6 protein-coding genes, 1 tRNA gene and 1 pseudogene are annotated in these 8,137 nt (G+C 67.9%); 1 reads left to right on the top strand and 7 read right to left on the bottom strand.

From position 1 onward, the window contains the following. Positions 1 to 128, top strand: a pseudogene (locus E2E34_RS27315) (DNA-binding protein); the annotation flags it as partial. Here E2E34_RS27315 and E2E34_RS27310 read toward each other — a convergent pair. From E2E34_RS27310 to E2E34_RS27280, 7 genes are all read right to left on the bottom strand, one after another. Beyond that, positions 101 to 1,195, bottom strand: a complete 1,095-nt coding sequence (locus tag E2E34_RS27310; RefSeq protein ID WP_138904574.1) for a hypothetical protein — start codon at positions 1,193 to 1,195, stop codon at positions 101 to 103. The pseudogene E2E34_RS27315 and the gene E2E34_RS27310 overlap by 28 nt on opposite strands. Before the next feature lie 238 nt (positions 1,196 to 1,433). Then, positions 1,434 to 1,568 (bottom strand): DLW-39 family protein, encoded by a 135-nt coding sequence (locus tag E2E34_RS36695; RefSeq protein ID WP_003958712.1) that lies wholly within the window; start codon positions 1,566 to 1,568, stop codon positions 1,434 to 1,436. A 169-nt stretch (positions 1,569 to 1,737) separates the two neighbouring features. Further along, positions 1,738 to 1,811: transfer RNA gene (locus tag E2E34_RS27300), tRNA-Ile, on the bottom strand. Positions 1,812 to 1,872: 61 nt separating this feature from the next. Beyond that, complete coding sequence (locus E2E34_RS27295; RefSeq protein WP_138904572.1) at positions 1,873 to 2,460, bottom strand: DUF3566 domain-containing protein; 588 nt, start codon at positions 2,458 to 2,460, stop codon at positions 1,873 to 1,875. Between the two features lie 94 nt (positions 2,461 to 2,554). After that, positions 2,555 to 5,185: a DNA gyrase subunit A gene (gene gyrA, locus E2E34_RS27290; RefSeq protein WP_138904571.1), complete on the bottom strand. Its 2,631-nt coding sequence runs from the start codon at positions 5,183 to 5,185 to the stop codon at positions 2,555 to 2,557. Between the two features lie 49 nt (positions 5,186 to 5,234). Then, entirely contained in the window at positions 5,235 to 7,316 is a 2,082-nt protein-coding gene (gene gyrB, locus E2E34_RS27285; protein WP_138904570.1) for a DNA topoisomerase (ATP-hydrolyzing) subunit B, read from the bottom strand. A 270-nt stretch (positions 7,317 to 7,586) separates the two neighbouring features. Beyond that, positions 7,587 to 8,126: a DciA family protein gene (locus E2E34_RS27280; protein ID WP_138904569.1), complete on the bottom strand. Its 540-nt coding sequence runs from the start codon at positions 8,124 to 8,126 to the stop codon at positions 7,587 to 7,589. Positions 8,127 to 8,137: the final 11 nt, after the last annotated feature.

Here is an 8,137-nt window from a genome sequence, read left to right as displayed (position 1 = left end):
CCGGGCAGGTCGCCGACGGCAGCGTCAGCGCTGCCGAGGCCACCGACCGGATGGAAGAGATCAAGAAGTCCCAGGGCGGTTCCGTGCTCAGCAACACCAGTCAGACGACGGCCAGTTCGGGCGCGCCCCCGCCGTTGCCGCCCGCGACGGTCAGCCGCAGCGTGAGCCCGAGCGCGCCCGGCCCGAAGTCCCGCGCCACGTCCGGGCTCAGACTGACCTTCAGGTAGTACCAGCCGGCGAACCGCATCCCGTTGACGGAGTCGGACGAGTCGAAGCGGTTCTCGTACGCCACCGGCGGCAGCGGGTCCAGCGCCGTCGACTTCTGCCGGCCGTTGTACGAGATGTCACTGGCGCTGTCGACCAGTCCACGGGCGGGGTTGTGCAGCGCCATGGTCAGCGCGTGGGACACGTACCCCTCGCCGGCCGTGCTGCCGAGGTCCGCACTGGCGAACAGCTGCTGTCCCCAGTCGACCGGCACCTTGTAGAACAGCGTCTCGCCGGGCCTGATCCGGTCGCGCCACTCGCCCTGCTCCAGCCCGGTGGCACGGTGGAAGCCCGTCCCGCCCCTGCGTTCCCGGGCCTGGGTGAGCGGCGGCGCGGGCGAGCCGCTGGGCCAGTCCTCCGGCGCCTCGGTCGGCCCGCCCGGCTCCACGCCCGGTTCCGTGACGTGCCGGATCTCCAGCTCCCACGGGTCGCCCGACGAACCGGCGGCGCCGGTCCGCTCGATCAGCGCGTAGTAGCTGTCCCGCTCCTGGCAGGGGCCGTCCTTCTCGACGGTGCGGTGCGCGTAGGTCCCGAGCGGGCGAGCGAACCGCGCGGAGCCGAACCGGGCGGTGTCGTCACCGCACACGTCGCCGTCGCGGTCCTGGAGCGTCACCTTGAGCGCGTCGTCGAACGAGACCTTCGTGCCCGGCCGCGGCACGGCCGTCGCCGCCACGTAGGCGTTGGACTCCGCGTCGAGCTCCAGGCGGTAGAAGAGCCTGCCGCCCGGCCCGATCGTGTCCCGGTACGTGCCGCCCGCTCTCAGCCGCCGGGCGTCGGTGTTGCTCGCGGCCCCCTCGACCCACTCGGCCGACGGATCGAAGGCGTACGGGCGGACCTCGCCGGCGGCCCGCGCCTGCGCCGGCAGCGCCGCCACCGCGCACAGCGCCGCCATCACCGCCGGCGCCACCCTGCCCCTGCCGCGCTGCCCCATCACGCGCCCCCCTCGTCGTCTCGCCGGTCCATCCTGCCCCGCAGGCCCCAGCGCTGTCTGCGCCGACTGCCGCGCCACTCCCTCGCTTTGCTCATGCAAGCTAGTGATTTGCTGTGGTGAATACAAGAAGTGTGCCGTCACGGTCCGACAACAACCCGCCACAACCCGTTCGGCCCCCGGACAGCACAAAACCCCGGCCGCTTCAGCGACCGGGGTCAAGTACTGGGACTACTGGGTCTCACACACCCGAACCTGCGGGCACGGAGTCAGTCGCCTCCGTCCACAGATCCTGCTCGGCGCGATCCGCCTGGATCTGGCGGTACACGAGGAGCCCGCCGATGGCGGCCAGTGCGACCAGGAGAAGCTTCTTCACCGCGCGACCTCGTCTTTCCTTGACGTAGGAGACTTCTGGCGCCCGACTATACACACCGACCGATACCGATCGGTGACCTAGATACCCGTGCCAACTCACGCCCTCCACACAGCAGAAGGCCCGGCAGATCTTTCGATCTGCCGGGCCTTCGACCTTTTCAGGTCCGCGGTGGGGCTAACAGGATTTGAACCTGTGGCCTCATCCTTATCAGGGATGCGCTCTAACCAACTGAGCTATAGCCCCGCGCTGCCCCTGAAGATTAGCGCACCTCGGGGGCAGTACCAAAATCGGTTCCGCCGGCCCGCTACTCGTCCTCGGCGAGCGTCAGCTCGACGCCCCCGACGAAGCCCGCCGACAGGTTGTAGATGAACGCGCCGAGCGTCGCGAGCGCCGTGGCCAGCACCACGTCGATCATCGCGATCACCGACGTGAAGATCAGCACACGCGGCAGCGACAGGAAGGACTGCAGGTCGAAGCCGTTGCTCTCGTTGGAGCCCGTCGCCTCGCTGATCGTCCCGCCCACCGTCGAGAAGACGCCCATCGCGTCCATGACCATCCACAGCACGGCCGCGGCCACCACCGTGCAGATGCCCAGCGCGATGGAGAGCAGGAAGCTCACCTTCATCACCGACCACGGGTCGGCCTTGGCCACCCGCAGCCGCGCCTTGCGCGTACGCGGCGTCGTACGCGCCCCCGTACGCGGCAGACGCACCGCGGCTACACCCCGCTGCTGCCCGCCCTGCGTCCCGGCCGCACCGCCCTGAGGCGAGTCGTACGCCTGCGGCGGGTGGTACGGCTGCGCCGTCTGGCCCTGCGGCTCACGCTCGCTCGGCAGCGGCCCGTTCCCGTACCCGTCGTAACTCTGCGGCTGGGTTCCCCGCGTACCGGTCACAGTCCCCCCCTGGGAGTCCGCGGCAGAGCCACGGACACCGGGTGCTCCAGATTCGGAAGCGGCCGCTCCGGCGCCCGTGGCTCCACTCACGCTCTTACTCCTCGTGCTCACCGGCCGAAGGCGCTGCGCCCTCGGCGGATTCGGCAACCTCGACCGCATCGCCCTCGGCCGCGTCGGTGTCGGCCCCCTCGGGGCCCTCCACCTCTTCGGCCTCACGACCGGCCTCGGCGTTGCGAGCGATACCGACGACGGCATCGCGCTTGCCCAGGTTGATCAGTTGGACGCCCATGGTGTCACGGCCCGTCTCCCTGACTTCGTTGACTCGCGTACGGATCACACCACCGCCGAGCGTGATGGCGAGGATCTCGTCCGTCTCCTCCACCACCAGCGCGCCGACCAGCGAGCCGCGGTCCTCCACGATCTTGGCGGCCTTGATGCCCAGACCACCACGACCCTGGACGCGGTACTCGTCCACGGGGGTCCGCTTCGCGTACCCGCCGTCGGTCGCGGTGAACACGAACGTACCGGCCCGCACGACATTCATCGAGAGCAGCTCGTCCCCTTCACGGAAACTCATGCCCTTCACACCCGACGTCGCACGGCCCATCGGACGCAGCGCGTCGTCGGTCGCCGTGAAGCGGATCGACTGCGCCTTCCGGCTGACCAGCAGCAGGTCGTCCTCGGCCGACACCAGCTCCGCGCCGATCAGCTCGTCGTCACCGCCGTCCGCGGTCTCCCGCAGATTGATCGCGATGACGCCGCCCGACCGAGGCGAGTCGTAGTCCTTCAGCGACGTCTTCTTCACCAGACCGCCCTTGGTGGCCAGGATCAGGTACGGCGCCGCCTCGTAGTCGCGGATCGCGAGGATCTGCGCGATCTGCTCGTCCGGCTGGAAAGCCAGCAGGTTCGCCACGTGCTGGCCACGGGCGTCCCGGCCGGCGTCCGGCAGCTCGTACGCCTTCGCCCGGTACACCCGGCCCTTGTTCGTGAAGAACAACAGCCAGTGGTGCGTCGTCGACACGAAGAAGTGGTCGACGATGTCGTCTTCCTTCAGCTTCGTACCGCGCACGCCCTTCCCGCCGCGCTTCTGCGACCGGTAGTCGTCCGTCTTCGTACGCTTCACATAGCCGCCACGCGTGATCGTGACGACGATGTCCTCCTCGGCGATCAGGTCCTCGATGGACATGTCACCGTCGAAAGGCACCAGCTTGGAGCGGCGGTCGTCACCGAACTTGTCGACGATCGCGGCCAGTTCCTCACTGATGATCTGCCGCTGGCGCTGAGGCGAGGCGAGGATCGCGTTGTACTCGTTGATCTTCGCCTGAAGCTCGTCGTGCTCCGCGACGATCTTCTGACGCTCCAGAGCCGCCAGCCGGCGCAGCTGCATCTCCAGGATCGCGTTCGCCTGGATCTCGTCGATCTCCAGCAGGCCCATCAGGCCCTCACGCGCCACGTCGACCGTCTGGCTGCGCCGGATCAGCGCGATGACCTCGTCGATCGCGTCCAGCGCCTTCAGCAGACCGCGCAGGATGTGCGCCCGCTCCTCCGCCTTGCGCAGCCGGAAACGCGTACGCCGGACGATGACCTCGATCTGGTGCGTCACCCAGTGCCGGATGAACGCGTCCAGCGACAGCGTGCGCGGGACTCCGTCGACCAGCGCCAGCATGTTCGCGCCGAAGTTCGTCTGCAGGTCGGTGTGCTTGTACAGGTTGTTCAGCACGACCTTCGCGACCGCGTCCCGCTTCAGCACGATGACCAGGCGCTGACCTGTACGCGAAGACGTCTCGTCACGGACGTCCGCGATCCCGCCGACCTTGCCGTCCTTCACCAGGTCGGCGATCTTCTGCGCCAGGTTGTCCGGGTTGGTCTGGTACGGAAGCTCCGTCACCACCAGGCACTGGCGGTTCTGGATCTCCTCGACCGCCACCACCGCGCGCATCGTGATCGAGCCGCGGCCCGTCCGGTACGCCTCCTCGATGCCCTTGCGGCCCACCACCAGCGCGCCGGTCGGGAAGTCGGGGCCCTTGATGCGCTCCATCAGCGCGTCCAGGAGCTCCTCGTGACCCGCCTCGGGGTTGTCCAGGAACCACTGCGCGCCCGCCGCCACCTCCCGCAGGTTGTGCGGCGGGATGTTCGTGGCCATACCGACCGCGATACCCGCCGAACCGTTGATCAGCAGGTTCGGGAACCGCGCCGGCAGAACCGTCGGCTCCTGGTTGCGGCCGTCGTAGTTGTCCTGGAAGTCGACGGTCTCCTCGTCGATGTCCCGGACCATCTCCATGGCCAGCGGCATCATCTTGCACTCGGTGTACCGCATCGCCGCGGCCGGGTCGTTGCCCGGAGAGCCGAAGTTGCCGTTGGAGTCCACCAGCGGCATACGCATCGACCAGTGCTGCGCCAGGCGCACCAGGGCGTCGTAGATCGAGGAGTCACCGTGCGGGTGGTACGTGCCCATGACGTCACCGACGACACGGGCGCACTTGTAGAAGCCCTTCTCGGGCCGGTACCCGCCGTCGTACATCGCGTACAGCACACGGCGGTGCACGGGCTTGAGACCGTCCCGCACGTCGGGCAGCGCACGCGACACGATGACGGACATCGCGTAGTCGAGATACGAACGCTGCATCTCCGTCTCGAGCCCCACGGGCTCGACACGCATGCCCACACCCTCGACGGGCGGCACCTCTTCGGGCGTCACGGGGACAGGGGTGTTCTCGTCGGCCATTGCTGGTCAAAATCCTTTCGAGCTGCGGCTGGTGGCTTGCACGGCCGACTCAGATGTCGAGGAAGCGGACGTCCTTGGCGTTGCGCTGGATGAACGAGCGCCGCGCCTCGACGTCCTCACCCATCAGCACCGAGAACAGGTCGTCGGCCTGCGCCGCGTCGTCCAGGGTCACCTGGCCGAGAACGCGGTGGTCCACGTCCATCGTCGTGATGCGCAGCTCCTCGGCGTTCATCTCACCGAGACCCTTGAAGCGCTGGATCGAGTCGTCCTTGATCCGCTTGCCGTTCTGCTTGCCGAGCTCGACGAGCGCGTCGCGCTCCCGGTCCGAGTACGCGTACTCGAAGTCGTCCCGGCCCCACTTGATCTTGAACAGCGGCGGACGCGACAGGTACACGTGCCCCGCCTCGACCAGCGGCCGCATGAAGCGGAACAGGAACGTCAGCAGCAGCGTGTTGATGTGCTGACCGTCGACATCGGCGTCCGCCATCAGAATGATCTTGTGATAGCGGAGCTTCTCGATGTCGAAGTCCTCGTGCACACCGGTACCGAAAGCACTGATCAGCGCCTGCACCTCGGTGTTCTGCAGGATCTTGTCGATCCGCGCCTTCTCGACATTCAGGATCTTGCCGCGAATCGGCAGGATCGCCTGGTACATCGGATTGCGCCCGGACTTCGCCGAACCACCGGCCGAGTCACCCTCGACGATGAAGATCTCGCACTTCGTCGGATCGTTCGACTGGCAGTCCGACAGCTTGCCCGGCAGCGACGCACTCTCCAGCAGACCCTTGCGACGCGTCAGATCACGCGCCTTACGGGCCGCCACACGAGCCGTGGCCGCCTGGATCGACTTGCGGATGATGTCCGCCGCCTCGTTCGGATTGCGGTCGAACCAGTCGTTGAGGTGCTCGTGCACGACCTTCTGCACGAAGGTCTTCGCCTCCGTGTTGCCCAGCTTGGTCTTCGTCTGACCCTCGAACTGCGGCTCACCCAGCTTCACCGAGATGATCGCCGTCAGACCCTCGCGGATGTCCTCACCCGTGAGGTTGTCGTCCTTCTCACGCAGCAGCTTCTTGTCCCGCGCGTAACGGTTCACCAGACCCGTCAGCGCCGCCCGGAAGCCCTCCTCGTGCGTACCGCCCTCGTGCGTGTGGATCGTGTTCGCGAAGGAGTACACACCCTCCGTGTACTGCGAGTTCCACTGCATCGCGATCTCGACCGAGAGCATCCGCTCCTTGTCCTCGGCCTCGACGTCGATCACCGTCGGGTGGATCAGCTCACCCTTGCGCGAGTTGAGGTACTTCACGAAGTCGACGATGCCGCCCTCGTAGTGGTACGTCACCGTCCGCGCCGGCTGCTCGTCCGCCGCCTCGGCGTCCGGGTCGTCCGCGCCGACCGTGGCCTTCGCCGACTCCCGCTCGTCGGTGAGCGTGATCGTCAGACCCTTGTTGAGGAAGGCCATCTCCTGGAAACGGCGCGAAAGCGTCTCGAAGGAGTAATCCGTCGTCTCGAAGATGTCCGGGTCCGACCAGAACGTCACCGACGTACCGGTCTCCTCGGTCTCCTCGTGCTTCGCGAGGGGCGCGGTGGGGACGCCCATCTTGTAGTCCTGCGTCCAGCGGTGACCGTCGGTCCTCACCTCCACCGAAACCCTGGTGGACAGGGCGTTGACGACGGAGACGCCGACGCCGTGCAGACCGCCGGAGACCGCGTAACCGCCGCCGCCGAACTTGCCGCCCGCGTGCAGGACCGTCAGCACGACCTCGACGGCCGGCTTGCCCTCGGACGGGACGATCCCGACGGGGATACCTCGGCCGTTGTCGACGACGCGGACGCCACCGTCGGCCAGGATCGTCACGTGGATGGTGTCCGCGTGGCCGGCCAGGGCTTCGTCGACCGAGTTGTCGACGACCTCCTGCACCATGTGGTGCAGACCACGCTCACCGGTCGAGCCGATGTACATGCCAGGGCGCTTGCGGACCGCGTCCAGACCCTCGAGCACGGTGATCGCGCTGGCGTCGTACGACGAAGAGCCCTGCGGTGCGGCCTCGCCGTTCCCACCGGCATCAGTGGACGGAATGTTCTCGTTGGGGTCGCCGGAATCGGCCACGAAGCGCCCTTTCTGGCACAGCACGAGCCGAGACCGCGACAAACGGGACCGGCTGCGTCGTTCTGTATAAGTCGACGTGTCCCGCACGCGGGCGGGATTGTCCACCAGTCTACCGGTAGCGCGGACACTCATGGGGGTTTGCCGGTACCTGAGTCCCCATGTGCCGACCTGAACCAGCGCCGCCCGACTCCCCATATCCGGGAAGGGGCTCCAAGAGGCTCACACGGGCACCCAGCGCTTCCAGCTGTCAAGGACCCACCGCCGTGAGGGACACCTCACGCGCACACCGGCTACTCAGCCGTAGGTGTCCCCCGGACCCGTACTCCCCGGCGCCCTCAGCGCACCGAAACGACGCGGCGGACCACCCGGCCCCAAAATCTTGATCACCCGCACCGTGTCCCGGCCCAGATCCGCGTTCAACCGCTTCAACAGCTCCCGCTGCATCAACCGCAACTGCGTCGCCCACGCCGTCGAATCACACCCCACCGTGAGAACCCGCTCGTCCTCGTCGTACCGCTGCGGCACACAGTGCTTCGCCAGATCCCCGCCCACGATCTCCGGCCACCGGCCCATCACACCCCCGACCGCCATCGGCATCTCCCAGCCGCGCTCCGTCTTCAACCGGTCCAGCGCCGCACCCAACGCCAACGGATCACGACCGTCCGCACCCGAACCCGACCGCAGCCCACCACCGCGCCGCGCCTGATTCCGCTGCTGCGCCGCCGCACCCCGCGCCCGCGCCTGCTCCTTCGCCGCCCGCAACGCCACCCGCGCCAGATCCACCCCCGTCGACCGGGGCACCTCCGGCGCAGACCCCTGCCCGGGCACCCGCAACGGCTCCTGCG

Origin of the sequence: Streptomyces albidochromogenes (assembly GCF_005981925.1) — a bacterium.
GTDB lineage: Bacteria > Actinomycetota > Actinomycetes > Streptomycetales > Streptomycetaceae > Streptomyces > Streptomyces albidochromogenes.
Note: the sequence above shows the minus strand (reverse complement) of the source record. Positions and strands in the feature narration are given on the sequence as shown.

What these genes read in the sequence shown, in the direction of transcription:
- E2E34_RS27310 (WP_138904574.1), bottom strand. Translation starts at nt 1,195, where the DNA reads ATGGGGCAGCGCGGCAGGGGCAGGGTGGCGCCGGCGGTGATGGCGGCG.
- gyrA (WP_138904571.1), bottom strand. Translation starts at nt 5,185, where the DNA reads ATGGCCGACGAGAACACCCCTGTCCCCGTGACGCCCGAAGAGGTGCCG.